The sequence below is a fragment of the Telluria mixta genome, assembly GCF_029223865.1.
Taxonomy (GTDB): domain Bacteria; phylum Pseudomonadota; class Gammaproteobacteria; order Burkholderiales; family Burkholderiaceae_D; genus Telluria; species Telluria mixta.
In genome coordinates, this window is record NZ_CP119520.1 from 190,411 (window position 1) to 215,270 (window position 24,860).

27 protein-coding genes are annotated in these 24,860 nt (G+C 66.5%); 9 read left to right on the top strand and 18 right to left on the bottom strand.

The features are described from left to right. Window positions 1-50 precede the first annotated feature (50 nt). From P0M04_RS00840 to P0M04_RS00850, 3 genes are all read right to left on the bottom strand, one after another. Window positions 51-1,382, bottom strand: a complete 1,332-nt coding sequence (locus tag P0M04_RS00840; protein WP_259452373.1) for an Nramp family divalent metal transporter — start codon at window positions 1,380-1,382, stop codon at window positions 51-53. An 88-nt stretch (window positions 1,383-1,470) separates the two neighbouring features. Next, entirely contained in the window at window positions 1,471-1,779 is a 309-nt protein-coding gene (locus P0M04_RS00845) for a chaperone modulator CbpM (protein ID WP_056129143.1), read from the bottom strand. 3 nt (window positions 1,780-1,782) lie between these two features. After that, complete coding sequence (locus P0M04_RS00850; protein ID WP_259452372.1) at window positions 1,783-2,730, bottom strand: DnaJ C-terminal domain-containing protein; 948 nt, start codon at window positions 2,728-2,730, stop codon at window positions 1,783-1,785. Window positions 2,731-2,928: 198 nt separating this feature from the next. Between P0M04_RS00850 and P0M04_RS00855 the strand changes: the two genes are divergently transcribed. The 4 genes from P0M04_RS00855 to P0M04_RS00870 all read left to right on the top strand — a co-directional run bounded on the left by P0M04_RS00855 (window position 2,929) and on the right by P0M04_RS00870 (window position 8,774). Further along, on the top strand, window positions 2,929-3,804 hold the full coding sequence (locus P0M04_RS00855; protein ID WP_259452371.1) for a hypothetical protein: 876 nt from the start codon (window positions 2,929-2,931) through the stop codon (window positions 3,802-3,804). A 130-nt stretch (window positions 3,805-3,934) separates the two neighbouring features. Then, complete coding sequence (locus P0M04_RS00860; RefSeq protein WP_259452370.1) at window positions 3,935-4,840, top strand: c-type cytochrome; 906 nt, start codon at window positions 3,935-3,937, stop codon at window positions 4,838-4,840. A gap of 64 nt (window positions 4,841-4,904) precedes the next feature. Then, complete coding sequence (locus P0M04_RS00865) at window positions 4,905-6,311, top strand: MATE family efflux transporter (protein ID WP_259452369.1); 1,407 nt, start codon at window positions 4,905-4,907, stop codon at window positions 6,309-6,311. A gap of 240 nt (window positions 6,312-6,551) precedes the next feature. Next, window positions 6,552-8,774 carry a S9 family peptidase gene (locus tag P0M04_RS00870; protein ID WP_259452368.1) on the top strand — a complete coding sequence of 741 codons (2,223 nt, stop codon included), beginning with the start codon at window positions 6,552-6,554 and terminating at the stop codon, window positions 8,772-8,774. A gap of 64 nt (window positions 8,775-8,838) precedes the next feature. On the opposite strand, the gene P0M04_RS00875 is transcribed toward P0M04_RS00870, so the two are convergent. After that, entirely contained in the window at window positions 8,839-9,018 is a 180-nt protein-coding gene (locus P0M04_RS00875; RefSeq protein ID WP_036237358.1) for a CsbD family protein, read from the bottom strand. 121 nt (window positions 9,019-9,139) lie between these two features. Between P0M04_RS00875 and P0M04_RS00880 the strand changes: the two genes are divergently transcribed. Then, entirely contained in the window at window positions 9,140-10,210 is a 1,071-nt protein-coding gene (locus P0M04_RS00880) for an AI-2E family transporter (RefSeq protein WP_259452367.1), read from the top strand. A 46-nt stretch (window positions 10,211-10,256) separates the two neighbouring features. Here the strand turns inward: P0M04_RS00880 and P0M04_RS00885 are convergent, their stop codons facing one another. The 3 genes from P0M04_RS00885 to P0M04_RS00895 all read right to left on the bottom strand — a co-directional run bounded on the left by P0M04_RS00885 (window position 10,257) and on the right by P0M04_RS00895 (window position 13,363). After that, entirely contained in the window at window positions 10,257-10,436 is a 180-nt protein-coding gene (locus tag P0M04_RS00885) for a CsbD family protein (RefSeq protein ID WP_091659400.1), read from the bottom strand. A 76-nt stretch (window positions 10,437-10,512) separates the two neighbouring features. Then, window positions 10,513-11,160, bottom strand: a complete 648-nt coding sequence (locus P0M04_RS00890) for a class I SAM-dependent methyltransferase (RefSeq protein WP_259452461.1) — start codon at window positions 11,158-11,160, stop codon at window positions 10,513-10,515. 121 nt (window positions 11,161-11,281) lie between these two features. Next, window positions 11,282-13,363: a M13 family metallopeptidase gene (locus P0M04_RS00895; protein ID WP_259452366.1), complete on the bottom strand. Its 2,082-nt coding sequence runs from the start codon at window positions 13,361-13,363 to the stop codon at window positions 11,282-11,284. 124 nt (window positions 13,364-13,487) lie between these two features. On the opposite strand from P0M04_RS00895, the gene P0M04_RS00900 reads away from it, so the two are divergent. Then, window positions 13,488-13,772: a flagellar protein FliT gene (locus P0M04_RS00900; protein ID WP_091659394.1), complete on the top strand. Its 285-nt coding sequence runs from the start codon at window positions 13,488-13,490 to the stop codon at window positions 13,770-13,772. 6 nt (window positions 13,773-13,778) lie between these two features. Here P0M04_RS00900 and P0M04_RS00905 read toward each other — a convergent pair whose 3' ends face one another. Together P0M04_RS00905 and P0M04_RS00910 are read right to left on the bottom strand one after the other, a co-directional pair. Continuing rightward, the gene (locus tag P0M04_RS00905; protein ID WP_259452365.1) at window positions 13,779-14,195 is read right to left on the bottom strand and encodes a winged helix-turn-helix transcriptional regulator; all 417 of its coding nucleotides are present in this window, start codon (window positions 14,193-14,195) and stop codon (window positions 13,779-13,781) included. A 358-nt stretch (window positions 14,196-14,553) separates the two neighbouring features. Then, the gene (locus tag P0M04_RS00910; RefSeq protein ID WP_259452364.1) at window positions 14,554-15,702 is read right to left on the bottom strand and encodes a type IV pilus assembly protein FimV; all 1,149 of its coding nucleotides are present in this window, start codon (window positions 15,700-15,702) and stop codon (window positions 14,554-14,556) included. Window positions 15,703-15,789: 87 nt separating this feature from the next. Between P0M04_RS00910 and fumC the strand changes: the two genes are divergently transcribed. The 3 genes from fumC (at window position 15,790) to P0M04_RS00925 (ending at window position 17,938) form a co-directional block, all read left to right on the top strand. Next, window positions 15,790-17,184, top strand: coding sequence for a class II fumarate hydratase (gene fumC, locus P0M04_RS00915; protein WP_259452363.1), 1,395 nt, complete (start codon window positions 15,790-15,792; stop codon window positions 17,182-17,184). A gap of 118 nt (window positions 17,185-17,302) precedes the next feature. After that, on the top strand, window positions 17,303-17,515 hold the full coding sequence (locus P0M04_RS00920; RefSeq protein WP_259452362.1) for an RNA-binding S4 domain-containing protein: 213 nt from the start codon (window positions 17,303-17,305) through the stop codon (window positions 17,513-17,515). A gap of 135 nt (window positions 17,516-17,650) precedes the next feature. Then, on the top strand, window positions 17,651-17,938 hold the full coding sequence (locus P0M04_RS00925) for a DUF883 domain-containing protein (protein ID WP_259452361.1): 288 nt from the start codon (window positions 17,651-17,653) through the stop codon (window positions 17,936-17,938). Between the two features lie 17 nt (window positions 17,939-17,955). Here the strand turns inward: P0M04_RS00925 and bufB are convergent, their stop codons facing one another. The 9 genes from bufB to P0M04_RS00970 form a co-directional block, all read right to left on the bottom strand. Then, complete coding sequence (gene bufB / locus P0M04_RS00930) at window positions 17,956-19,584, bottom strand: MNIO family bufferin maturase (RefSeq protein WP_259452360.1); 1,629 nt, start codon at window positions 19,582-19,584, stop codon at window positions 17,956-17,958. A 20-nt stretch (window positions 19,585-19,604) separates the two neighbouring features. Next, the gene (locus P0M04_RS00935) at window positions 19,605-19,874 is read right to left on the bottom strand and encodes a BufA1 family periplasmic bufferin-type metallophore (protein ID WP_259452359.1); all 270 of its coding nucleotides are present in this window, start codon (window positions 19,872-19,874) and stop codon (window positions 19,605-19,607) included. 247 nt (window positions 19,875-20,121) lie between these two features. Further along, entirely contained in the window at window positions 20,122-20,322 is a 201-nt protein-coding gene (locus P0M04_RS00940; RefSeq protein ID WP_036238469.1) for a YjfB family protein, read from the bottom strand. A gap of 95 nt (window positions 20,323-20,417) precedes the next feature. Beyond that, window positions 20,418-20,954, bottom strand: coding sequence for a molybdopterin-guanine dinucleotide biosynthesis protein B (gene mobB, locus P0M04_RS00945; protein ID WP_259452358.1), 537 nt, complete (start codon window positions 20,952-20,954; stop codon window positions 20,418-20,420). Next, window positions 20,941-21,579 carry a general secretion pathway protein GspB gene (locus P0M04_RS00950; protein ID WP_281042296.1) on the bottom strand — a complete coding sequence of 213 codons (639 nt, stop codon included), beginning with the start codon at window positions 21,577-21,579 and terminating at the stop codon, window positions 20,941-20,943. The genes mobB and P0M04_RS00950 overlap by 14 nt, the downstream gene beginning before the upstream one ends. Before the next feature lies 1 nt (window position 21,580). Then, complete coding sequence (locus tag P0M04_RS00955) at window positions 21,581-23,170, bottom strand: ExeA family protein (RefSeq protein ID WP_259452357.1); 1,590 nt, start codon at window positions 23,168-23,170, stop codon at window positions 21,581-21,583. Between the two features lie 15 nt (window positions 23,171-23,185). Next, window positions 23,186-23,671, bottom strand: a complete 486-nt coding sequence (locus tag P0M04_RS00960; protein WP_259452356.1) for a hypothetical protein — start codon at window positions 23,669-23,671, stop codon at window positions 23,186-23,188. Continuing rightward, a complete protein-coding gene (locus tag P0M04_RS00965; RefSeq protein ID WP_036238481.1) occupies window positions 23,653-23,838 on the bottom strand; it encodes a hypothetical protein in 186 nt (61 codons plus the stop codon). Before P0M04_RS00965 ends, P0M04_RS00960 begins: the two co-directional genes overlap by 19 nt. Before the next feature lie 73 nt (window positions 23,839-23,911). After that, window positions 23,912-24,730: a metal-dependent hydrolase gene (locus P0M04_RS00970; RefSeq protein WP_259452355.1), complete on the bottom strand. Its 819-nt coding sequence runs from the start codon at window positions 24,728-24,730 to the stop codon at window positions 23,912-23,914. Window positions 24,731-24,860: the final 130 nt, after the last annotated feature.

The window sequence follows — 24,860 nt, forward strand, 5'->3', positions numbered from 1 at the left end:
GCTTCCGGGGCGCGTCGCACACGGCGACTCACGCGGAAGAAATGGGCGGGTCAGCCGAACAGCGCCTGCCACACCATCCACAGGTTGGCGGACGCGATCACGACGAACAGGAACCAGGACAGCCCCGTCGTCCACCACTTGTTGACGAACTGCCCCATCAGGTCGCCGCGGCCCGTCAGCCGGATCAGCGGGTACATGGCGAACGGCAGTTGCAGGCTCAGCACGACCTGGCTGCCGACGAGCATCTTGCCGATCGCGTGGTCGCCCAGGGTGAGCACGCCGACCATCGCCGGCCCCAGCGCCAGCCCGCGCGTGATCAGACGGCGCTGCCAGCACGGAATCCTGAGTTTCAGGAAACCTTCCATGATGACCTGGCCGGCGATGGTGCCCGTGAACGTCGAGCTCTGGCCGGACGCCAGCAGCGCCAGGCCGAACAGGATCGCCGCGGCCGCCGTGCCCGCGACGGGGGCCAGCAGGTAATAGGCCTGGTCGATGTCCATCACGTTGCCGCCGCCCGGCTTATAAAACGCGGCCGCGGCCAGCACGAGGATGGCGCCGTTGATGAACAGCGCCAGGAACAGCGACACGACGGTGTCGATGCGCGACAGCCTGATCGCTTCGGCCAGGCTTGCGCCGTCCTCGTTGATGTCGTGGCGCAGCACACGCGTCTGCACGACGGACGAGTGCAGGTACAGGTTGTGCGGCATGACGGTGGCGCCGAGGATGCCGATGGCGAGGTACAGGGCGTCGCGCTGGCCCACCTTTTCCAGCGACGGCACGAGGCCCGCCAGGACGGCGCGCGGGTCCGGATCGACGAGAAATAATTCCGTGAACAGGCAGATGGCGATCGTCGCGATGAGGCCGAGCACGATGGCCTCCAGTTGCCGGAAGCCCTTCCCTTTCAGGCTCAGCACGATGATGGTGTCGAGGGCCGTCAGGGCGACGCCGACGGGCAGCGACACGCCCAGCAGCAGATGGAACGCGAGCGCGCAGCCGAGCACTTCGGCCAGGTCGCAGGCGATGATCGACAGCTCGGCGAACGCCCACAACCCTTTCGCATGCACGGGCGAATATTGTTCGCGGCAATGTACGGCAAGGTCCTTGCCCGTGACGATGCCGAGCCGCATGCTCAGGCATTGCAGCACGATGGCCGCCAGGCTGGACAGCACGACGACGAACAGCAGGTCATAGCCGAACCGGGAGCCGCCCTGGATGGCGGTCGCCCAATTGCCCGGATCCATGTAGCCGACCGACACCAGCAGGCCGGGGCCCGCATAGCGCAGAATCTTTTTCCACAGCGGATCGTTCTCCGGCACATTCACGGTGCCGGAGACCTCCGATGGACAGAACGGCGCGGTGGCGTTGGTCGGTAGTTTGAGCATAGGCGGCACGATAGCACGGGGATGGTAACGCACTCCGTGTGCCGCCGCGCCCGCCAAAAGACCGGCGCCCGCAGGCGCCGGCGGGATCTCAGTCGATGCCGAGCACGCGCATGCGGGCGCGCAGGCGGCGGATCTCGTCGGCCATGTCGACGACGAGCGCGGCGAGGTCCTCGTTGGCGTCGAAGTCGCGTTCGACGCGCAGCAGGCGCCGGGCCCGGGCCAGGTCGCCGCTGCGGAAACGCCAGCTCGTCACCTGCACGCTGGTCTCGCCGCCCAGCACACCCGCCTGCACGTGGCGCACGACCCACTCGGTCTCCACGTTGCAGGCGCGCGCCAGTTCGTCGAGGGTCAGCGCCACGTCGTCCAGCAGCACGCCGGTGAGAATATCGTCATGCATCGTTCAGGCTCCTATGCGTTCGCGTGGATTGAAGGCAAGGTCGCGCGCCATCGCCTCGTACAGCTCGCGCGCACGGTCGCTGGTGGCGGGCGGCAGCACCACGTTCAGCATCAGGTACAAATCGCCCGGCGTCTTCGCCGGAATGCCGCGTCCCTTCAGGCGCAGCTTGCGTCCGCTCTGCGACCCCGGCGGCACCGTCACCTCGACCGTACCGGACGGCGTGGACACCGAGATGCTCGCACCCAGCGCCGCTTCCCACGGCGCCACGGGTACATCCTGGTACACGTGTGTCCCTTCGACGCGATAGCGCGGGTCTGGGTTCAGCTGGATTTCAAGATACAGGTCGCCGGCCGGCCCGCCGCCGAATCCCGGATGCCCCTGCCCCCGCATGCGCAGCTGCTGGCCCGGCGTGACGCCTTTCGGGATGTTCACGCTGAGGGTCTTGTCCTGCATGGTCGTGCGTCCCTGCGCATCGTGTTGCGGGACGCGCAGGCTGATCGTACGCGTGGCGCCCTGGTAGGCGTCGCGCAAATCGACGGTGATCGCGGCGTGGATGTCCTCGCCGGGCATCTGGAACCCGCCGCCACCGGCATGCGCGCCGCCCGCACCCGCACCCGCACGTGAGCGCCGGCCCACGTGGGCGAACAGGTCGTTGAAGAAATCGTCCGCGCCGGCACCGCCGAAATCGAACTGCGTGCCCCAGTCCGGCGGCGGCTGGAAGCCCTGGCCCGGGCGGTGTCCGCGGCCCAGTTCGTCGTAGGCGGCGCGCTTTTCGGCGTCGCCCAGCACGTCGTAGGCTTCGTTGATTTCCTTGGTTTTCGCGTCCGCGTCCTTGTGCTTGCTGACGTCGGGGTGGTACTGCCGCACCAGTTTGCGGTAAGCCTTCTTGATGTCGTCCTGGGTCGCGGTCTTCTCGACACCAAGCGTCTGGTAATAGTCCTTGTATTCCACGAGCTTGCTCCTGGATCGGTGGGATGGTTGGTTGACCGGTATGTTGTGGCGGGGGGCTTGCTTTTCAATTACTACCCATTTGGTCCGGCCCCGGAAACCATGAGCTTGTCTCCCGACGCCATGGTGTGCCGCTTGAGGCATCCGATGCTGCCCGTCAAGATGAACCCAGCAGCAATCACTCAAACAAGGAGACAGACCATGCACCGCACCTTCCTGCTCGCCGCCACGATATTGTCAGCAGCAACCGCCTCCGCCCAGACGAACTTCGCCGGCACCTACAACGGCGCCGGCACGTCCGGCGGTTCGTGTTCGATGAGCTACAGCATCTCGGGCGTCGAGCCGTCCGGCACCGGTCCGTTCCCCGTGTTCATCTACCTGGTCGGCACCAGCGAGACCTACAACAACGCGGCGGCGATGGCGGCCGTGAATGCCATGGCGAGCAAAGGCTATGTGGCCGCCACCGTCGATTACGCGGAATCCCAGTTCGGTACCTGCTCCGTGTTGAGCGGCAAGTCGAGCTGCGTGTTCAATCCGAACAGCACGCTGAGCGCCGTGTCGCAGTTGTGCTCGCGCGCGAAGGCCGATTGCAGCAAGGGCATCGTGGTCGGCGGGTTCAGCCAGGGTTCCATCCTCGCGCTGCTCGCGAAGAACTACGACGCGCGCGTGCAGGCGGCCTACGGCATCGGCATGAGCAATGTGTATTCGACGTACGACCTGTCGACCTGCGTCTCGAACGGCAATCGATCGCTGCCCAGCGACCGGCTGCGCGCGGTCGACGGCGAACGGGATAATTTCGCGGGCGGGACGCAGTCCGCCGTCCAGTCCTCGCTGCAGAACGTGACGGGGTTGACATGCGCGGCCGGCTCCACCGCCTGCATGAACGCCAACGGCAGCGGCTGGATCATCGTCAAGAACAACCAGGTCGCGGACGGCTCGGCCGATCACTGCTACATGCGCGCGTCCGGCGACTGCTTCGGCAGCCAGAACAGCCTGGACGGCAACTGGAACAACGGCACGGCAAACTGGAGCAAGGAGGCCAATCTCCAGTGGCTCACCAACTTCACAACCAAATAAATCAATGACGCATGCTTGATGCATGCCTCATCGTGTCTCTTTGGCCGTCATTAGCATTTCAACCAGTATCCGGCCATGAACGGCAGTGCTAGATTCCTCGTGTTGCCGTTCGTCCAACAAGGAGGGAGTCATGGTGAGCAAATGGGTCAAGCGCACGAGCATCGCATTGGCGGCACTCGCCCTGCTGGGGGTCGCCACGGCCGGCGTCGGCAAGGTGCTGGGGGAACGCAAGATGGCGCGCAGCATCGCGCTCGACGTGCGTCCCCTCGACATCGTGCCCGACGTCGCCCGCGTCGACCACGGCCGCTACCTGTACAACACGCGCGGCTGCGCCGAGTGCCATGGCGCGAACGGTGCGGGCAGGACGGTCGTGAGCGACGGCGGCATGCTCGTCGTCGCCCCCAACATCACGGCAGGCCCGAACGGCACCACGGCGCACTACCGCGTGATCGACTGGGTGCGCACCGTGCGCCACGGCGTCAAGCCGAACGGCAATCCTGTCATGATCATGCCCAGCGAGGACTACAGCCGCCTCAGCGACGAGGACATGGCCGCCCTCGTCGCCTGGCTCGAGCAGATGCGGCCCGTGTCCGGCGTGAAGGCCGTCATCGACGTGCCGGTGCCCGTGAAGGCGCTGTATGCGTTCGGCGTCATCAAGGATGCCTCCGAAAAGATCGACCACACGGTGGCGCCGCCGCAAGCGATGCCGGCCGCCGTCACGCCGGCATATGGCGCGTACGTCGCCGCGACGTGCATCGGCTGCCATGGCGCGGACCTGGCCGGCGGCCGCGTCCCCGGCGCCCCGCCGTCCTGGCCGCCCGCCGCGCGGCTGGCACCCGGCAAGGGCAGTGCGATGAACCGCTATCCGACGGCAGACGCGTTCATGGCCATGCTGCGGACGGGCCACCGGCCGGACGGCAGTGCGATCAGTGCCGTGATGCCGTTCGGGTCGTTCCGGCAGATGAACGAGACGGACCTGCGGGCGCTGTATGCCTACCTCAAAGCGGTGCCGGGGACGACCTTGGCGCAGCGGTGAGCACGCGTCGCGCGGTGTCGGCCATTCCTCAGTAAAATGATCGGTTTCCCCAGCAAACCGATCCATGACGTCCAACCTGTCCAGCACCGGCGCCCTTGCGGCGCATCCCGTCCGCACCGAGATCGCCACCTTGTGGCGGCTCTCGTGGCCCATGCTCGTGGGCCAGCTCGCGACGGTCGGCATGGGCGTGGCGGACGTCGCCATGACGGGCCACGTCAGCGCGGAAGAGCTCGCGGCCGTGTCGCTCGGCACGTCCGTGTGGTCGATCATCCTCGTGACCGTCATGGGCATCATGATGGCCGTGAACTCGGTCGTGTCGCACGAGATGGGCGCCGCCCGCTTCGACCGCATCTCCCATTCCGTGCGCGAATCGCTGTGGATGGGCCTGGGTGTCGGCGTCGCGGGCTGTCTCGCGGCGAACCTGTGCACGCTCCTGTTCGACCATATCGGCCTGGACCAGGCCGTGGCGGACCGCGCGTCGGCGTTCCTGCACATCATCAGCCTCGGCATGCCCGCGTTCGCCTGCTACCGCGCGCTGTACGGCTACACGACGAGCATCAACCAGACCAAGCCGATCATGATCATCGCGATCTGCGGCCTGCTGTACAACATCGGCATGAACTGGCTGTTCATCTTCGGCGAATTCGGCCTGCCGAAACTGGGCGCGCTCGGCTGTGCCGTGTCGACGGCCAGCGGCATGTGGTTGATGCTGGGCGCGATGGTCGTGTGGATCAGGTTGTCCACTGCCTACCGCCAGACGTATCCGTTCACGCATTGGGAAGGTCCGAACTGGAAAGAGATCGGCAGCATGCTGCGCCTGGGCCTGCCGATCGGCGTCACGCATTTCGCCGAGGTCAGCGCGTTCGGCATCATCAGCCTGCTCGTGGCGCGTTTCGGCGTGATCGAGGTATCGGCGCACCAGATCGCGCTGAACTTCGTCTCGCTCGTGTTCATGGTGCCGCTGAGCTTCGGCATTGGCGCGCTTACGCGCGTGGGCCAGGCGATGGGCGAAGGCAATCCGGTGCGCGCGCGCTTTGTCGCGTGGGTGGGCACGGGCATGTGCATCGCGTTCGGCCTGCTGTCGGCCATCGGCATCGCCCTCTTCCGCTGGCAGATCGCGGCCATGTACACGTCCGACGCGGCCGTGCAGGCCACGTGCGTGATGCTGCTGCTGTTCGCCGCGCTGTTCCAGTTGTCCGATTCCACGCAGGTGGCGGCCGCCTCGGCCATCCGCGGTTACAAGGTGACGCGTTCGCCGATGGTGATCCAGATGATCGCGTTCTGGGGCGTGGCGCTGCCCGTCGGCTGGATCCTCGGGCTGGCGCCGGACTGGTTCCCGTGGTCGCCGGGCAAGCCGATGGCCGCCACCGGCTTCTGGATCGGCCTCGTGCTGGGCCTGACCGTGGCCGCCGTGCTGCTGGCGTGGTCGCTGAACCGGCTGTCGAAACTGCGCATCCGCGATATCGTCTGAAGCAAAAAAAAGCCGATGGACGGGGAATCCATCGGCGTAACCCTAGGAGAGAGTTTCATCCTATTGCCGGCATTGGGGGCCGACGAAACGATCATAGTGCATCGCAGCGAAGGGCAACATTACAGTTCATCCATCATTCCTTCCTCCCTCCCCGCCATCTTTACAGCTTTTGCCGGACGACTCTGGTATCGTTCCGCCGTTGCACATCATAAATTTCTAAATCTTTACCCAAGAGCCTCCATGCGCCTTCTTCTCTGCTTTTTAGCCGCATTGTCGGCCGTTCCCGCATCGGCGGAACGGCTGACGCTGGACCGTATCCACGCCGACCCGGCGTTGGGCGGTCCGGGCGTCCGCAGCCTGCGCGTCTCGCCCGACGGCGAACGCGTCACGTTCCTGCGCGGACGCGCCGACAACCAGTTCCAGCTGGACCTGTGGGAATTCAACATGAAGGACAAGACCACGCACCGCCTGGTCGATTCCAAGCAGCTGGTCCCGAACGAGAACCTGTCGCTGGAAGAGAAGGCGCGGCGCGAGCGCGCCCGCACGGCCAGCCTGTCCGGCATCCTGAGCTATAGCTGGTCGCCAGACGGCAAGCAGCTGCTCGTGCCGATCGCGGGCGACCTGTACCTCGTCGACGTGAACCAGCCGGAAGCCGCGCGCAAGGTCGCGTCGGGCAATGTCGGCGATCCGAAAATTTCGCCGAAGGGCCGCTACGTGTCGTACGTGCGCGACCAGAACCTGTTCGTCATCGACCTGGCGACGGGCCAGGAACGCCAGCTGACGACGAACGGCAAGGACACCGTGCACAACGGCGAAGCGGAATTCGTCGCGCAGGAAGAGATGGACCAGCACACGGGCTATTACTGGGCCCCGGACGATTCGGCCATCGCCTACCGCCGCTACGACGAGGCTCAGGTGCCCGTCGCGCGCCGCTTCGAGATCTTTGCCGACCGCACGGAAGTCATCGACCAGCGCTACCCCGCCGCAGGCGCGAAGAACGTCGAGATCGACCTGATGATCGTGAACCCGGCGACGGGGGCGCAGAAGAAGGTCGACCTCGGTCCCGAGAAGGACATCTACCTCGTACGCGCGGACTGGAGCGCGGACGGCAGGACGCTCGTCTACCAGCGCCAGTCGCGCGACCAGAAGCGCCTGGACCTCGTCGCCGTCGACGCGGCCACGCTGGCCCAGCGTCCTCTCCTGAGCGAGACATCGAAGACCTGGGTCAGCATCCACGACGACCTGCGCTTCCTCGGCCGCCAGAAGGCCTTCATCTGGGCCTCGGAGCGCAGCGGCCGCAAGCACCTGTACCTGTACGACGTGTCCGGCAAGCTGCTGCACCCGATCTCCAGCGGCGAATGGGGCGTCGACAATATCCTCGCCGTCGACGAGCAGGCCGGCAAGGTCTATATCGCGTCGAACAAGGATGCCATCATCGACAAGCAGACCTACGTGCTGAACCTGGACGGCAGCAATGCGGGCAAGCCGGTCCGGCTGACGAAGCAGGACGGCTGGCACGAAGACGTGTTCGCCCGCAACGGCAAGATCTTCGTCGACACGTTCTCCGATCCGGACACGCCGCCCCAAGTGTCGATCCGCCGCGCGGACGGCAGCATGGTCGAGTGGCTCGAACATAACGAACTGAACGCCCAGCACCCGTACGCCAGCTACGCGAAGGACCACCTGCCGACGGAATACGGCAGCATCAAGGCGCACGACGGCCAGACGCTGTACTACTCGATGATCAAGCCGGCCAACTTCGACGCCTCCAAGCGCTACCCGGTGTTCCTGTTCACGTACGGCGGCCCGCACTCGCAGCGCGTGACGCGCCAGTGGGGCGCCTCCCTGTTCAACCAGTACATGGCGCAGCAGGGTTTCGTCGTGTTCGTGCTGGACAACCGCGGCTCATACCGGCGCGAGCGCGCGTTCACCGACGTCATCTACGGCAACCTCGGCGCGCATGAAGTCGAGGACCAGCTGACAGGCGTCGACTGGCTGGCGCAACAGAGCTTCGTGGATCCGAAGCGCGTGGGCGTGTTCGGCTGGAGCTATGGCGGCTTCATGACCCTGCGCCTGCTGGAAGCGGGGTCGGACAAGATTGCGATGGGTGTGTCGGTGGCGCCCGTGACGGACTGGGCGCTGTACGACACGCACTACACGGAGCAGTTCGTGGGCGCGACGCCGCAGTCGGATCCGGCCGCATACGAGCGCAGCGGCGTGTTCACGCACCTGGACGGCCTGAAGTCGCCGCTGCTGCTGGTGCACGGCATGGCCGACGACAACGTGCTGTTCACGAACTCGACGCGCCTGATCGACGCGCTCGTCAACCGCAACGTGCGCTTCGAGCTGATGACGTATCCCGGCGCCAAGCACGGCATTTCGTCGCGTGCGGGGCAGCGTCACGTGTATGGCCTGATCGAGGCGTTCTTCAAGAAGCACCTGGGCGGGACCGAGCCGAAATAAGGAAGGGGTCAGGGCCCGAACTTGCTTTTTTGGGCCCTGACCCCGAATTCACAGCCCGCGGCCGTTACTTGGTGGCGTCGTGGATCTTTTCCTTGAGATCCCCCAGCTTTTCCTGGGTCTTGCCTTCGACCTGGTTCTGCAAGCCTTTCACCTGCTGCTCCGGGCTGCCGACGATCTTGCCGGCCTCCTCCTGGATCTTGCCGCCGATATCTTGCAGTTTGCCGTTGATCTGGTCCGAATTCATGGTGCTCTCCTTTCGTTCAAAGTTCGACACCATCGTAACGCCGCATGCCATATGGCTCAGTTAGCGCACGCACATTGCCACGCGCGCGACGGCCCAGCGGCGCGGCTGATAGCATTCTGTCATGAACGACCAGTCCACCTCCCCCGCCGTCAAGCCGGCCCAGCGCAAACTGATGCGCCGCTTCGTCCTCGTCGACGGCATCGCCGTGCTGTTCCTCGCGCTCGTCGCGGCCGTCGTGCTCGCCATCGATGCGCTGCTGCTGCTCTTTGCCTGCGTCCTGTTCGCCGTGCTGTTGTACGAACTGAGCGCGATCCTGTGCCGGCGCTTCGGCTGGAACCGCAAGCTCGCGCTCGTCGTCGTCGTGCTGGGGCTGCTGCTCGTCATCGGGCTCGGCGGCTGGGCGATGGCGCCGCAGATCGCGGAGCAGTCGACCGAGCTGGCGAAGCAGATTCCGCAGTCGCTGCAGCGCCTGCGCGAGATGGTCGAGAGCCGGCCGCTGCTCGCGCGCATCGCGGCCGAGCTGCCGGATGCGAAACAGCTCATCCAGTCGATGCAGCAGTTCGTGCCGAATGCCGGGATATTCTTCGGCGGCGTGCTCGGCGCGATCGGCAATGTCGCCATCATCCTGTTCGTGGGCATTTATTTCGCGCTGTCGCCGCGCCAGTACAAGCGGGGCATCGTGAAACTCGTACCGCAGGACAAGCGCGAGCGCGCCGTGCAAGTGCTGGACGACATCGGCGACACCCTGGCGCGCTGGCTGATCGGCAAGTCGCTGTCGATGCTCATCGTCGGCGTCGCGACGGCGGGCGGGCTCACGCTGCTGGGCGTGCCGCTGGGACTCATCCTCGGCATCATCGCCGGGCTGCTCGACTTCATTCCCTACATCGGCCCGATCATGGCGGGCGTGCCGGCGGTATTGATCGCGCTGTCGATCAGTCCGGACCTGGCCCTGTACACGGTGCTGCTGTTCCTCGGCATCCAGACGCTCGAAGGCTATGTGCTGCAGCCGCTCGTGGAGGCGCGCGCGGTCGAGATCCCGCCGGCGCTCACCATCGTCATGCAGCTTGTGTTCGGCAGCCTGTTCGGCTTCGCGGGGATCGCACTGGCGACGCCGTTGACGGCGATGCTGATGGTGCTCATCGACAAGCTGTACGTGGAAGACATCCTCGGGGATCGTCCCACAGGTGAATAAAAAACGGCCGCACGAGGCGGCCGTTCGTCACATGGTCAGGTGCGTATCAGCGGTTGCCCTTGTTGATGGCGTCACGCAGATCGCCGGCTTTTTCCTGCACTTTGCCTTCGACCTGCTTGGACAGGCCCTTGGCCTGCTGTTCGCTGCTGCCGACAACTTTGCCGACTTCCTCCTGAACCTTACCGCCGATATCCTTGGCTTTACCTTTGATTTGGTCGTCGTTCATGTCGGAATCCTCCTAAGTGAATGGTACCGCTCGTTACATCAAACGGCATGCATCCAGAATAGTGACATGTCGACCTTCATTCTGTACGCAAACTAACAGTACGCGGCTTGCGCCAGACGCTGGCCAGCCAGGGCTGTTGGTCGCGCGGCAAGCCTTCCGGACGGTAATAGTGGCGCAGCGGTTCGAAACCGGCCGCGGTCACGTAGCGCTCCCACGCAGAGTAATCATGGAAGCAGCCGTAGCGCGGCCCGTTCCACCCTTCCTCGTTATGACCGCGCGGATTCGAGCTGAACAGCACGCCGCCCGGTTTCAACGTAGCGTGCAGCTCGCTCAACACTTTCGGCAGCACGTCGCGCGGCACGTGGAACAGCGAGGCGTTCGCGAAGATGCCGTCGAACGTCGCGTCCGGCAAATGCAGGTCGATGAAGTTCTGGTGCCACACCTCGCAGCCGCTGTAGTCGCGCGCCATCTCGACGAATCGTTCGCTGCCGTCCAGGCCGATGGCGTGGTGGCCCAGCGCCGTGAACGTCTTGAGGTCGCGGCCGGGGCCGCAGCCGAAGTCGAGGATGCTGTATGGCACCGGCGCCTCGATCGCGCCCAGGAGCGCATCGATGTTCTGCCTGACGTCGTGGTCGATGGTGCCGGCAAAGAACCGGCGCGCATTGTCGTCGTAGTGATGCAACGTGCGCCGGGTGATGTCTTCGTAGTCGTCGTCTTCGATCATGTGTGAATAGTAATGGAAGATGCGCCGGTCGACGTCGAGATAGTGCTGTTTCATAAGCAAAAACCACGATGAAAGAAGCCCGCCCCATTCTAGTCCGGGCCTCTTTCCGACCGGCGCCCGGTTACCAGACGCGTACGCGCTCGTCCGGCGGCAGGTACAGGGCCTGGCCAGGCTGCACGTCGAACGCCTTGTACCACGCGTCCAGGTTGCGCACGGTGGCCGTGCGGTATTGCGGCGGCGCGTGGCCGTCCGTCAGGATGCCGCGCCGCTCCGCCGCCTCGCGTGCCTTCGTGCGCCAGCTCTGCGCATAGCCGGTGAAGAACTGGCGGTCGCTCTCCGCCGTCGCGTTCTTGCCGCCGGCAACGCGGTAGGCATCGTAGGCCGCTTCCAGGCCGGCCAGGTCGGCCAGGTTTTCGGACAGGGTCAGCTGGCCGTTCACGGCGAGGTCCGGGTACGGCTTATAGGCGTTGTACTGCTCGACGAGCTTCTGCGACGCGGCCTTGAAATGTTCCATGTCTTCCTTCGTCCACCAGTCGCGCAGGCGGCCCTGGGCATCGAACTGCGAGCCCTGGTCGTCGAAGCTGTGGCTGATCTCGTGGCCGATGATGGCGCCGATCGCGCCGTAGTTGACGGCATCCGGCGCCTTCGGGTCGAAGAACGGCGGCTGCAGGATCGCGGCCGGGAAGTTCAACGCGTTCTGCAGCGGCAGGTTGACGGCGTTGACGAGCTGCGGCGGCATCGACCAGTCCGTGCGGTCCGGCTTCGCATGCAGTTTCGCGAATTCCTGGTCCGTGTGGAACGCCTCGGCGCGCAGCGCGTTGCCGAACGCATCCTTCGGATCGACTTTCAGGCCGGCATACGATTTCCACCGGTCCGGATAGCCGACGCCCACGTACAAGGTCTTGAGCTTTTCCTTCGCCTGGGCGCGGGTGGCGGGCGCCATCCAGTCGAGCTTGTCGACACGCTTGCCGAACGCCGCGACGATGTTCGCGACCATCTTCTGCAACTGCGCCTTGTTCTCGGCCGGGAAGTATTTCGCGACGTACAGCTTGCCGACCGCCTCGTCCATCGCCTCGTTCGTCGCGCCCAGCGCCCGCTTCCAGCGCATCGATTGCTGCGGCGTGCCGGACAGCGCCTTGCCGTAGAACGCGAAGCGCTGGTCGACGAAGGCCTTCGGCAGCACGTTGGCCATGCGGTTGATGGTATGGAAGGCGAGGTAATCCTTCCACGTGGCCAGGTCGATCTTGTCGACCAGCGCCGCCTCGCCTTTTACGGCGGACGGATGCCAGACGATGAACTTGTCCTGGTCGCCCAGGCGCGCGGCCTTGAAGAACGCGTCCCAGTCGAGGCCCGGCGCGTTGGCGGCGAACTCCTTGCGGGTCCATGTGTTGTCGGCCTTCAGCACGTCGGCCGAGTCGGCGCGGGTGCCGTGGGTGTTGGCGATGTCGACTTCCAGCGCAAAGATTTTCGCGGCGCGGGCGTCGGCGTCCGCATCGTTCTGCGTATAGCCCGCGAGCTTCAGCATCGCGGCGATATGCTTCTGGTACTGCGTGCGCAGGCCGGCCATGCGCTCGCTATTGTCCAGATAATAGGCGCGGTCCGGCATGCCGAGGCCGCCCTGCAACAGGTACGGCCAGTTGTGGGCCGGGTCGTGCAGGCCGGGCGAGATCCACACGCCGAAGATGTTTTCGGTCGCAAAATGCGTATTGTTCAGCGGGTCGACGTCGGCCCGCACGGACGCGCCCAGCGCGCGCACGAGGCCGGCCTTGTCCTTGATGGCACCGATCTGCGCCAGCAGCGGCTTCAGCGGCGCGGCGCCGCGCGCTTCGATGGCGGACTCGTCCATGTAGGCGTTGTAATAGTCCGCGACCTTGCGCGCTTCCGGACCGGCTTTCTTGTCGTTGCCTGCACCTTCGATCAGCTTGACGATGCGCTGGTTGGTATCTTCCGCCAGGTTGTCCATCGCGCCCCAGCGGCTGCGGTCCTCGGGGATGGCCGTTTTGGCAAGCCAGTCCTTGTTGGCCCAGGCAAAAAAATCGTCGCCCGGCCGCAACGTGGCCTGGGCCGATGGCCCGGCCGCATTTACATCCTCCTTGGCCGCGGGCGGGGTCTGCCCGGATGCAACCGCGCCATTGGTAACGAGCGCAGTGCCGCACACCGCGAGGGCGATGGCGGTCTTGATCGGCTTCCAACTGATGTTCATGATCCCCTCCTGAAAAAATTTCAAAAAAATCTTTCGAAAACCCTAAAGTTCTCCAAAACGCTGCCGTAAAAGGCAGACAACCGGCAATCCGGCCGGAGTTTGCCTCAATTGGTGGAGCGCAGTCATGACGTCCAACGAAGTCCTCGCAATGTATGAAAACATCGCCGCCCTGAGCAGCCGCATGGCTGTGGCTGCGCGCGAAGGGGATTGGGACGGCCTGGCCCGCCTGGAAACGCAGTGCGCCCTGCAGTCGAGCGCGGCGAAGAGCGGCGTCCCGCCGCTGGACGGTGCCGCCCGCAAGCGCAAGATCGACCTGCTCAAGCAGATCATGGCCAACGACCGCGCCGTGCGCGACATCACCGAGCCGTGGATGGGCCAGCTGGACCGCGCGCTGAGCCCGGCCCACTGATCCGCTTCACTCCGCCACAAGCCCCTTCGACTTCCCGTCCAAGGGGCTTTTTGCTTCCTGGTCGATGCGTGCCTTTCTCTGCGCGGCCAGGATGCCGTCGAGGTTCCCTTCGATCCACGCGGCCAGGTCGCCGAGCTTGTGCCCGATCTGCTCGCCGAGCGGCGTCAGCCGGTATTCCACGTGGGGCGGGACGACGGGATGGGCGATGCGCTGCACGAAACCGTCCTGCTCGAGCCATTGCAGGGTCTGGGCCAGCATCTTTTCGCTGATGCCGCCCACCTTGCGGCGCAGTTCGCCGAAGCGATGCGTGCCGTCCATCAACGCGACGAGCAGCAGCACGCCCCAGCGGCTCGTCACATGTTTCAGCACTTCACGCGACGGGCAGTATTCTGAGAATAAGTCCGCGCGCACGAGGTCGTTCATGTCCCCCTCCCCGATCGATGGTCTGGCCATATGGTAGCGATAACCCGAGCGGGAGGCCAACGCGCGCCGCACAAACAAAAACCGCGCAGCGACTTGCGTCATCTGCGCGGTTCCAGCGGTTTTCACGAATTGGGAGCGCGAGCACCAGGCATCCCCTGGTGTCGCCTCTTGCCGGTTGCATCCGGCGTCCACCTGCCACTGTCGGCAAGCGGACCGCTTCCGGTTTCAGGCGCTTCATCAGCGACCGTCCTAACCCGCGCCACGCTATCGGTGGTGGCTGCGGCGGACCCTGAGCCGTTGTCTTAGTATAACGCAAAAAATCGACTTGTGTAGACGACTCGCGCGCTGATCTTGAACATTATTCGAGCGTCGGCTCGGCGGCCCCATCTTTCGCCTTCGGGGCTTTCGTGCGTGCCGCGAAACGGGCCTTCAATGCCTCGAACAGTCCAGGAGTTTCGGAAGCCGCCGGCGGCGCCTTGCGGCGGCGGACGACAGCGTACGCCCCTGCCCCGCCCAGCACCAGCACGCCGATGGCGGCGCCGATCCAGCCCCACGGCAAGCCCTCGTCCGGCGGCGGCGCCTTCGGCTTGTGCGGCACGAGCGGCTTGATGGAATGGATCGGACGCGGGCCGACGGGCTTCGGAGGCGGGGGCGCGGCGGGCTTGTCCGCCTCCTTCGGCGGCTCCTCCTTCGGCGGCTCGGCCTTGGCCACGGCTTCCTTCGGCGTCTCCGGCTTGGCCTCAGGCCTAGCTTCCGGCTTGGCCACCTCGTGCGCCGCGACCGGTGCAACCAGCGCTACCTGCAGCTTCTTCATCCGGTCCTCGACCTGGCCGAGCCGGGCGCGCAACTCGTCGTTCTTCGCGCCGAGGGCCGCGCAGGCCTGCACTTCCCCGGCCGGACGCGCGCAGGCGGGCGGAGGGGCCTCCGGCGTGGCGACGGGCACCGGCTTCGGACGCTTGACCACAGGCCTGGGCGGCGGCGGTACCGGTTTTGCTGCTTCTGGCCTGGGCACCGGCGCGGCGCGGGCGGTCCGCGCACGTTCGACCTGCGCGAGCAATGCCGCATCTGCCACAGGCGCCGGCGTCGGCGCGACCGCGCGCACGGGCGGCGGCGCGGGATTCGGGTCCGGCGTCAGCCACAGCGTGGCCAGGCGCACGGTGCGCTGTCCCCTGTCGACGAGTTCCAGGTACAGGTGCACGTGGTCCGCATCGACGGGACGCAGCGACGTCACGTGCAGGAACTGACGGCCGTCGCGCCGCATCACCGACAGGTTCAGGCTGGACAGCACGGGCGGCGCGGCGATGCCCGCGCCGTTATAGACCTCCGGGCTGGCGACGCGTACCTGCACAGGGGTGGCGGCGTCGTCGAGCATCGTCAGCTCGACGTCGGCCACGAGCGGCTGGCCGATGTGCGACGACACGCGCGGGTCGCCCAGCTCGGCCGCGTGGACGGATGCAAACGCGGCAAGGGCAAGGCTGGAGAATAAAAGGCGGGTGCGGCGGGCCATGGCATGGGAAAAATGGGGGCTTCAACGTGGTTAACGGCCGTTGCGGTACACTCTTTAATTCCATTGTCAAACCAACAGGATCCATCCATGGAAAACCGGATTGAGAAGGACAGCTTCGGCCCGATCGACGTACCGAACGACCAGTTATGGGGTGCGCAGACCCAGCGTTCGCTGCACCATTTCCACATTTCGAGCGAGAAGATGGCGCCGGAACTGGTCGCGGCGCTGGCACAGGTGAAGCGCGCGGCTGCCGCGGTCAACCGCTCGCTCGGCAAGCTCCCGCAAGACAAGGCCGATGCGATCATCCGCGCGGCCGACGAAGTGCTGGAAGGCCGTCATCCATCCGAATTCCCGCTGTCCGTGTGGCAGACCGGCTCCGGCACCCAGAGCAACATGAACATGAACGAGGTGCTCGCGAACCGCGCCTCCGAACTGCTGGGCGGCGAACGGGGCGAGGCGCGCCTGCTGCATCCGAACGACCACGTCAACATGGGCCAGTCGTCGAACGACATGTTCCCCACCGCGATGCACGTGGCGGCCGCGCTGGCCGTCGCCAGGGACGTGCTGCCAGCGCTGGCGAAGCTGCGCGGCACGCTGGAAGTGAAGTCGCGCGACTTCGTCGACATCGTCAAGATCGGCCGCACCCACCTGCAGGATGCGACGCCGCTCACGCTGGGCCAGGAATTCTCCGGCTACGTGGCGCAGCTCGAATTCGCCGAGCACGCGATCAAGAATACGCTGCCAGGCCTGCTGCTGCTCGCGGCCGGCGGCACCGCGGTCGGCACGGGCCTGAACGCGCATCCGGAATTCGCCAACCGCATCGCGGCCGAGATCTCGTCGCGCACCGGCCTGCAATTCAAGTCGGCGCCGAACAAGTTCATGGCGCTGGCCGGCCACGACGCGATGGTGCTGGCGCACGGCGCATTCAAGACCTTGGCCACGGCGCTGATGAAGATCGCCAACGACGTGCGCTGGATGGCGTCCGGCCCCCGCTCCGGCCTGGGCGAGATCACGATCCCGGAAAACGAGCCGGGCAGCTCGATCATGCCGGGCAAGGTGAACCCGACGCAGTGCGAGGCGCTGACGATGCTGTGTTGCCAGGTGTTCGGCAACGACGTCGCGATCACGGTCGGCGGCGCGCAGGGCAATTTCGAGCTGAACGTCTTCAAGCCGATGATCGCCCACAACTTCCTGCAGAGCGCGCGCCTGCTGGCGGACGGCATGCGCTCGTTCGACGAGCATTGCGCCCAGGGCATCGAGCCGAACCGCAAGCGCATCGGCGAACTGATGGAGCAGTCGCTGATGCTGGTGACCGCGCTGGCCCCGCATATCGGGTATGATCGCGCCGCGCAGATCGCCAAGACGGCCCAGCACGACGGCCTGACCTTGCGCCAGGCAGCCCTGCAATCGGGCTTCGTCGACGAGACGCAGTTCGACCAGTGGATCGTGCCGATCGAGATGACGCGGCCCAGCCCGGCCTGACGATACCGCATGGAATTCACGACGTCGCCCCTGCCCGCGTGGGGGCGACGTTGTTTTTTTGAAAAGTGTTGTCTAAACGAACACAACAGTACGCCGTCCATTTTTAACAGAGGATAAAATGCAATCAACAACTTTTGAACTGACTTCGGAGTTCATCGAACTGAACCAGCTCCTGAAACTGGTCGGCGTGGTGGACAGCGGCGGCGCCGGCAAGCACGTGGTGGCGAGCGGCGACGTGTCGGTCGATGGGAAGAAGGAACTGCGCAAGACGGCCAAGATCCGCGCCGGCCAGGTCGTTACGCTGGGCGATATCCGTATTCAGGTACGCTGAGGCGCGCCCGGCGCACCCCGCGGTTGCACCGCGCGAGCCGTCCCCGACGGTAGGGTTGACGTTTGCGCGCTGACAAACTTGGGCAGTCCTCGTTCTCTATATTGAAGTCGTAACATTCGGCTAAAGGTGAGGAAGATGGAAACCCCAGAACCAAGCTCCATGACGCAGCAGCGCTTGATCGGCGACCTGCGTCTCGTCATCGAAAACGCGGAAGAACTGCTCAAGAATACCGATCACTACACCGGTGTCGTGTACCAGAACGCCCGTGCCAAGCTGGCCGTCGCGCTCAATGCCGCCAACGAGGAACTGGCCCGCTTCGAAGAGGACCAGCTGAACCGGATGATGGAAGCGACGCGTGCGGCAAACGAGCTGCACCACGACAAGACCGGCGAAGCACGCATCCTGCGCGCCTTCTACCACTGATTGCGCGGCGCCACCGTCTACGGCGCCGCCTTTGCCTCTTCATACCCCACCACGATTCCTCCCTCGATCCAGCGCCGCAGGTGCGCGGCCACGTCGACGTCCCCGTCCACATCGAATGCCGCATCGAGCGCCGCGCCGAAGGTGTCGCCGCGCACCAGGCACGCCAGCGCCGCGAATTCCGCTTCTCCGATGACTTCCACTTCCACGTCGAACCGCGGCCGCAGCACCAGCGCGTGCGTCTGCGCCTGGAGGTCATCCGGAAAGTCCGGACCGTCCGCCTGGTGCGCGCGCCACAGCGCCACCGTGGCCCACGGCGACGCGTGGAGGCGCAGCGACGGATGCAACACGGCGCGTGCCGCTTCGAATGCGTCGGGCGCGAGGCCGGCCAGCGTCGCGAGGGGCGCATCAACGCTGGACGCGAACCAGGCTTCGTGCACACACCATTCGAGGCGCGCGACGTCGGGCAGGTAAGGATGATCGGCAGCCGGCGTGAAACCGGCAAGGAAGTCGGGCAGCACGGCGCCGAAGCGATTGAGGTCCGGATCGACCGCCGGATGTTCGCGGCCGTAGACCCGCGCCAGCGCGTCGAAGAATTCGCCGCCCACGAGCTGGCGCAATACGGGGTACGCCGACGCCAGCGCGCGCGTCCAGTGCGCGTGCAGGTTGCCGCGGTAGATGCCGACGCGGCGCGGATCGCCTTTCAGCAGCGGGGCCAGGGCGGCGTCGTGCGCGCTGTCGAACAGGGCGGCGCCGAAGGTTTGCTGGAGGACGTCAAGATCGGCAGCGGGTGCCGGGTCGATGGGCGCGGCGGCGATGTCGGCGACGACGCCCTGCCCCGCCGTCGCGGCAATCGCATCCGCCTGCGCCGCCTCGTCGAGCAGCACGTCGAGCGGCGGCAAATCCGTGTCCCATTCGACGAGCGTGGGCACGGCGCCGAAGCGCGCCAGCGCCGCGCGGTACAGATCCCACACGGGCGGCGCGACCCGGGCGCCGTGGTGGTCGATCAGGCCGTCGTCCGTGACGAGATGGCCGCCCAGGTGGATCTCGCCTACGCAGCTGGGCGGCAGCGCGGCGATGGCGGCATGCGGGTCCTCGCCGTGATTGCGCTCGTTGACGTACAGGTTGTTCACGTCCAGCAGCACGCCGCAGCCCGTGCGGCGCGCGAGTTCGGCGAGGAAGTCCGCCTCGCTCATCGCGTCGCCCGCGAAGCGCACGTACGTGGAGACGTTTTCGACGAGGATGCGCCGTCCCAGCACATCCTGCACGCGCTGGATGCGTGCGGCGACGAGGGCGAGCGCTTCATGGTCCAGCCGCAGCGGCAGCAGGTCGTTCAGCTGGCGGTCGCGCAGCGCGCCCCAGGACAGGTGTTCGGAGACGAGGACCGGTTCGAGCGCACGCACGAGCGCAGCGACGCGCGCCAGGTGATCGTCGGAAAAGCCGTGCACGGACCCAAGGCCGAGGCCCACGCCGTGCAGGCTGACGGGATAGTCGCGGCGCACCGCGGACAGCACACGCCAGTCATGCCCCGCCAGTGCGAGAAAGTTTTCCGTGTGGACCTCGACCCAGCCGACAGCGGGCCGGCGATCGAGGAAATCACGGTAATGCGGCGCGCGCAGCCCAAGGCCGGCACGGACAGCGGCGGACATCGTGGTGCTTATTTACCCTGTTATTTACCCTGTTTCGGCGGATTGAGTTTGCCGCCGGCTTTTTCGCAGGTGCCCTTCGGGACGAATTTCCATTCGGCCGGGTCCTTGTCGGCCGTCGCCATGCCGGCGCAGCCGTGGGTGGCGGTGCCGCAGTCGTTCTGGCCGGCCTTGGCGACGCCGTAGCATTTTTCGTCGTTGCCGGATTGCGCATCCATCTGGCCGCCGGCCGTGGCCTGGGTGGCGCAGACGCTTGCGAGCGCGGCGGCGATCAGGGCTTGTCGTTTGTTCATTGGTATCTCCGGAATGCAGGTACGTACACGGCAGGCATTCTATCCCGGCCGGAACGTGCTGAGGGGAAAAGTACGCCGGCCGGGGCGGCCGTTGTCGGCTGCGCGCCGGACGTTGTCGTCGCTGGCGGCAGCCCGATGGTGGCGGCTGAGCGGATGGTATTGTGTGGCCGCCCCCGTCGCGCCGGGTACTGGGCCGATAACGCGGGCGGCGGCGGTTCCGTTGACTTCCGCTGCTGGTGCGCGCGCGTCAGGCGGTCGTGTTGATGTGGTTGCCCAGGTGCGGCGGCAGGTTCGGCGCCGGCGCGGCCGATTGCACCGCTTCCAGCAGCTGGGTGGCCGCGGCGGCCTGGATGTCCTGCGTCTTTTTCAGTACGGCCACGGCGACGTCCTGGCGGGTACCGGTGTCGGCGATGCTGGTGGCAAGTTTGGCGATACCTAAGGCGTCCATGTGCGCTCCTGGTGGGTGTGTCGGCGGTCGGCCGGCAGGCGGGGTTGGCCCGCACTACCGCTTATCCCGGGTTAACGACAGCGCGCGCAGGAACTTTAGGCGGGCAATCCATTGAATTGCCTGACCCAGCGCAAGACCGCGTCGGGGTCGAGCAGGTCCAGCCACGCGACGTGCGGCGCCAGCCCTTCCGGACGTGCCATCGTGGACGCGACCGCCGCGATATGCGGATCGCCCGGGAACATCGGCGGCTTGCCGACGTCCGGCCGGTACACCTCCAGCTTGGGCAGCGCTTCCCATTTATAGCCTTCCACCAGGGTCAGGTCGGCCGGCGCAAGGCGTGCCAGGTGCTCGGCCAGCGACGGCTCCGCGGCGCCGCGCAGCTCGCGCATGATGGCCACGCGGTACGGCGACGCGATCATGACCTCGGCCGCGCCGGCCGCGCGCATGCGGGCGCTGTCCTTGTGCGGGGGCTCCAGCATGATGTCGTGGTGGCTGTGCTTGACGACGTTGACGCGCAGCCCGGACGCCGCCAGCCGCGCGACGATGAGTTCCAGCAGCGTCGTCTTGCCGCTGCCGGACCAGCCGATCACGCCCAGCACCGGCCCGCGCCCGGCGAAATCAGTAGGCGACACGGTAGCGGATTCCCCGGAAATTCATGACGGCCGTCTTGGGCAGCAGCTTTTCCAGCACGAGGCCCGGCGCGACCTCCTCGCCTTCGTGGCGCAGCGCCTTGTCGACGATCAGCAGGCGGTCGGCGGCATTGGCCGAATACATATAGCCGCCGAACGTGACGCGCGGAATGTCGCGCTGCTGGGCGTCAGGCAGTTGCTGCAGGAACGGCAGGTTGTCTTCCGGGGCTGCTTTGGCGACGGGCGCGGGGGCCGGCGCGGCCACCGCGACCGGCGGTGCGGGCGCGCGTTCGCGCACGGGCGCCGATGTGGGCACAGGCGCGGGCACAGGTGCGGGCGCGGGCGGCGCGCTCACCACCAGCGGCTCCGGCGCAGGCGCGGCCGGCGCGGGCGCACGCTGCGTGACGGCCTGCGGTGCAGGCGCCGGCGCGGGCGCGGGCCGCCACAGCACCAGCGCCCCCGCGACGACGACGAGCGCCCCGGCGCCGAGGCCGATGAACAGCGGCCTGCGGCTCGCGGCGGCGGCGGCCGGCGCTGGCGTGACGGCCGGCGGCGCATGGATCGTCGGCGCGTTGCCGAGCTGGCGTTCGGCCTGGGCCTTCTTCAAAGCTTCGAGGATGTACGACATATCACTTCCCGGTGGCTGCCAGCAGGCGCGGTTCGTCGACGCCCGACAGCTGGTTCAGGCGCATGTAGGTGCGCGGACCGGCCAGGCCGTCCGCCTTCAGGTTCTGCCTGACCTGGAACGCGCGGAGCAGGCGCCGCGTGGGCTCGTCCAGGACCTGCCCGGCCGGCGGCGCCGCGCGCTTGCCGTCCAGTTCCGCGAGGCGGGCGCCGATCCAGTCGACGTCCGGCCCGCTGTCGCCCGCCCCCACCTGGTCGCGGAAACCGCGCGGCACCGTCCACATGGTCGTGTACTCGCCGTCGATGCGGGTCGCGAGCAGTCCCAGGCTCACCGTGTGGCGCTGGCCGTTGATCGCCAGCGTGGCCGTGTCGTCGTCCATAGCGGTCAGCACGGCATAGCCGACCCGGGCGCCGTCGTGCAGGCCGACGATGGCCGGCCGGTCGAGCAGGCGCAGTTCGTACAGGCCGCCGCGGCCCTGGTAGCAGCGCAGGCCGAGGCGCGGCGCGGCGTCGCACGCGGCCGCGGGCGGCAGTTGCCGGCCCCACAGCGCGCCCAGTTCGCGCAGCGCGTCGTCCTGCGTGGCCAGCGCCAGCGGCTTTGGCTGCATGGTCGCCTTGGCGGGCGCAGCCTGCGCCTTCATCGCGACAGCCGCCGGCGCCGGCGCGGGCGCCGCACGGTGCGGCACCGCCTGCCACGCCGCCGCGCTGATCGCCGCACCGGCCAGCACGCCGCCGGCCACCAACGGCCAGCGCAGCGGCTTGCGCGGCCCGCCGGCCGTCGCATCGTCGCCCGCGAACACTTCGCGCGCGGCACGGCGCAGGATCGCCGGCGTGACGTCGCGGCTGTTCTCGACATAGGCGCCGAGCAGCGCACGGTCGCACAACAGGTTGATGCGGCGCGGGACGCCGTCCGTCAGGCGGTGGATCTGCGGCGCCAGCGCGGCGGGAATCGGCCCCGAGTCCTGCACGCCCGCGACGGCCAGGCGGTGCGCGACATACGCGCCCGTCTCCGCGGCGGACAGGGGGCCCAGGTGGTAGCGGGCGATGACGCGCTGGGCCAGTTGCTCCAGCTCCGGCCGCGCGAGCATCGTGCGCAGTTCCGGCTGGCCGATCAGGATGATCTGCAGGAGCTTGCGCTCGCTCGTCTCGAGGTTCGTCAGGAGGCGCAACTGCTCCAGCACCTGGGCCGACAGGTTCTGCGCCTCGTCGATCACGAGCACGTTGTTGTGGCCTTGCGCGTGGCTGTCGAGCAAATAGGCGTTGATCGCATCCACATAGGCTTTCACCCCGGCCGCGGACGACACGGCGATGCGGAATTCGTCGCAGATCGTCTGCAGCAGCTCCTCGACCGTCAGCTTCGGGTTGAAGATATAGGCCAGGCGGCAGTCGTCCGGCACCTGCTCGATGAAGCAGCGGCACACGGTCGTCTTGCCGGCGCCGATCTCGCCCGTGAGCAGCACGAACCCGCCCCCGCTCTTGACCCCGTACAGCAGGTGGGCGAGCGCCTCGCGATGGCGTTCGCTCATGAACAGGTAACGCGGATCGGGCGCGATCGAGAACGGCGCCTGCTTTAAATGGAAATAGTTTGTGTACATGCCAATACCAAAAGCTTACCGGCGCGGCGGCAGCGGTTTGAACTTCGCGCAGTATATTTTGCTTTTGGCATTGTAGTAAGCGATCGTGCTGCCGGGGACGGATACGCGCAAAGGGTAAGGCGACGCATCGGCGGCCTGGTGGCGCACGCCGGCCGCCTTGCGGATGGCCTGTTCCAGTTCGTCCGGCGCCACTTCGGCGACGGCGCCCACGAATACCCATTCGCTCGTGTCGTCGCTGACCATCACCTCGGTGACGGGCGCGCCCCACAAGCTCGTCTCGCCGGTGCGGAACCAGTATGCGCCGCCCTCGTGCTTGTAGGCCGGGCCGAAATGGGTCTTCAGCCAGCCATAGAAATACTTGTTGTCGAGATGGTCGTGGCACAGCAGCGCCGCGCCGATGACGGGGCCGAACGTGGACGGCTGCTTGTCCTGCGTCTGCGCACGCGCCGGGGTCGCGAGCGCCAGCGCGAGGGCCAGCAGCCCTACAATTTTCCCAACCATGCGCGGTTGGCGGCGATCTTCGCCTTCACCGAGGCCGGCAGCGCCTCGTAACAGCCCGGATGCTGCTTGAGCGCGTGCTCGCGCACTTCCTTTTCCATGCCGTTGACGATGAATATATAGACGGAGGCACCTTCCGCATTCTTGCGGGTGCCCATGTAGCGAATCACGATGATCTCCTTGACGTGGCGCCCATTATGACATTCGCCCTCCGTTCCGGCCACGGCCGGGCGCAGCCGTGCGTCAGGATGGGGTGCTGGTAATGGCCCGGTAAGCCCCGTCGTTGCGCTCCAGCCACATCTGCAGCAGCTCGCGGTTGTCATGCTGCCAAGGGTGAAAGCGCGGCGACAGGTAGTGCAGCGCCGGCCGGACCAGCGCCCACGCCAAGCCGCGCCGGCCGAACCAGCTGCGCGCGGCGCTGGCCCACGTGCGCAGGGCGAACAGCTGGCCGTCGCGGTGCAGGTTGTGGGCCGTCTGCTGGAACGTGTCGAGCCAGAACACGACGCTCACGTGCAAGTACCACAGCACGCGTTTCGCATAGCCGCCGCCGGCCGCGCGATAGACGTCGTAGGCGACCGCCTTGTGCTCCGTCTCTTCCGCCGCATGCCACGACCACAGCACGCGCAGCTGCGGTTCCGCGTCTTCCAGCCACGCCGGGTTGCGCAGCACATAGTCGGCCAGCATCGCCGTGTAGTGCTCCAGCGCGCACGTGATGGCCAGGCGGTCCGCGACGGCCAGCCGCGCCGCGAACCCGACCCGGCGCCGCGTGCGCGGTTCGAGCGTGTACGGATACCCCTGCCGCGCCAGTTCGGCGTTGTATTGCTCGTGCACGAAGCGGTGGCTCGCTTCCTGGCCGATGAAGCCCTTCACTTCGGCGCGCAAGGCGGGATCCCGGATGGTCTCCGGCGGCACGGCGCGTACGCTGTCGATGAACATCTGCTCGCCCAGCGGGAAACTCATCGACAGGGCATTCATGAACGCGGTGCGCCAGGCATCGCCGCCCAGCCACAAGCGGCTAAAACCGCGCGACAGGTCGACGTTCAGCTTGCGGACAGTGAGCATGGGAGCCTCCAAAATAGACATTGGATCATGTCACACTATCACGAACCGGGTGCGCGCAATCGAGGATGTCTTCGAAAATAACTGGCATCCGTTCCACCCCCTGTTTTTCGCAGCCTGTTCCCCGTTTTCG